Origin of the sequence: Wolbachia endosymbiont of Madathamugadia hiepei, assembly GCF_013366855.1 — a bacterium.
In the GTDB taxonomy this organism is placed as follows: Bacteria; Pseudomonadota; Alphaproteobacteria; order Rickettsiales; family Anaplasmataceae; genus Wolbachia.
Window position 1 is genome coordinate 1 of the sequence record NZ_WQMP01000184.1, and the last position, 1,497, is coordinate 1,497.

General features: G+C 36.4%; 2 protein-coding genes. One reads left to right on the forward strand and one right to left on the reverse strand.

What is annotated here, in order from left to right:
• Positions 1 to 198: 198 nt before the first annotated feature.
• Positions 199 to 921 carry a DNA repair protein RecO gene (recO, locus tag GO685_RS05215; RefSeq protein ID WP_175937867.1) on the reverse strand — a complete coding sequence of 241 codons (723 nt, stop codon included), beginning with the start codon at positions 919 to 921 and terminating at the stop codon, positions 199 to 201.
• A 260-nt stretch (positions 922 to 1,181) separates the two neighbouring features.
• On the opposite strand from recO, the gene rpsL reads away from it, so the two are divergent.
• On the forward strand, positions 1,182 to 1,497 hold a 316-nt coding region (rpsL, locus tag GO685_RS05220; RefSeq protein WP_175937868.1), incomplete at its 3' end, for a 30S ribosomal protein S12.

Consider the following 1,497-nt stretch of genomic DNA (forward strand, 5'->3'; position numbering starts at 1 on the left):
GTTTGTAAAGACATGAGGTGCACATAGTGCAAAAAATTAAACATAAGACGCCAAGTACATTGAGTTTTTTGTCGTTTAATCTGCACAGACTAAAGATAAATAATAGCTTCATTATCATTATAAGGGTAACGGCAAAAGTTGTCAAGTAGTTTTTTGTTTCATGACGTGTCAAAATTGGTTTGCTGTGCAAGAGTTCTACTAAAGCGAAAGCATGAGGTCTCTTGACTCTGGAAATCTCATGTTAAGCTGAGAAAATAGGTATTTATTTAAAAAATACCCTGTGACTTTTAGCCCTAATTGAAATTCTCGATATGAGTAGCTGTTTTGTAGGTTATTATTATATACATCATGCAGCATTTGCGGAAAAGGCAGCAGTTTATCTGCATAATAATCTCCTGCTTGTTTTGACACTGCTCTGCCGGTTTTTGGAGAAATAAATTGTAAATCTTCTTGAGCACCTGTCACAGCACATTTCGATAAATCTAGCTTAAATCCGAGCTGTGTAAGGAGCAAAAGCTCTAAGTTGAGGTAATGGCCTTGCCAGGACTCATTATCGTGCTTGATTACGTCGATGAAGTATAGAAAATTATCGTACAGTACAGCATAAGGCTCACTTTCTGGAAGCACTTTCTCCAAAATAGAAGAAAAAGAAACAATAGTGATGCTTTTTAGTCTGTCCTGAAAGAAATGATGGGATGGAGATTCGATCAGTTCGCATTTAAAAAACCCCAGATTTTCAGGTAGCTTAGCACTCCATTCTGCATGTAATAGATTGCTTATTTGAAACTTGTAGTTACTATCGTTTGTTAGCCTAGCTAAACCCCTGCGCTTTCCGTGATTTTTTGTAAACAAAGAAAGAACTAAGTTTTTGTCACCGTACTTTTTAATGGCTATAACGATGCCTTCATCTTTCCATCTCATTTGGAGTATATTGACCGTATAATATTATATAGTAGTAAAATCAGTACAGCAAATTCTAAAGCTCAATAATTAAAAGGGGCTTAAATTATGAGACTGGGGCTTTTTCATGCTGCCATCGAGCAAATGCCATTATTGGGCAGCGATCGTAGAGGTTGAGCTAAAATTATTAGAATAGTAACGTTTATTTTTATATTGACTATTGAGGTTTATTATTTTATAACTGGGGCTTAAGTTATTTTATGAGCTTGGGTTTTTAATATATGCCTACGATAAATCAGTTAGTACGCAAGGGTAGATTGAAATTATCATGTAAGAAAAAGGTACCAGCCTTGGAAAAAAATAACCCTCAGAGGAGGGGTGTTTGCACTAAGGTGTATACTACAACTCCTAGGAAACCTAACTCAGCATTACGTAAGGTAGCTAGAGTAAGGATTAGTGGATATGGTGAAGTGACAGCTTATATACCTGGTGAGGGCCATAATTTACAAGAGCACTCTGTTGTTTTGATACGTGGTGGGAGAGTTAAAGATTTACCGGGTGTGCGTTATCACATAATAAGAGGTGCTCTTGATTTGC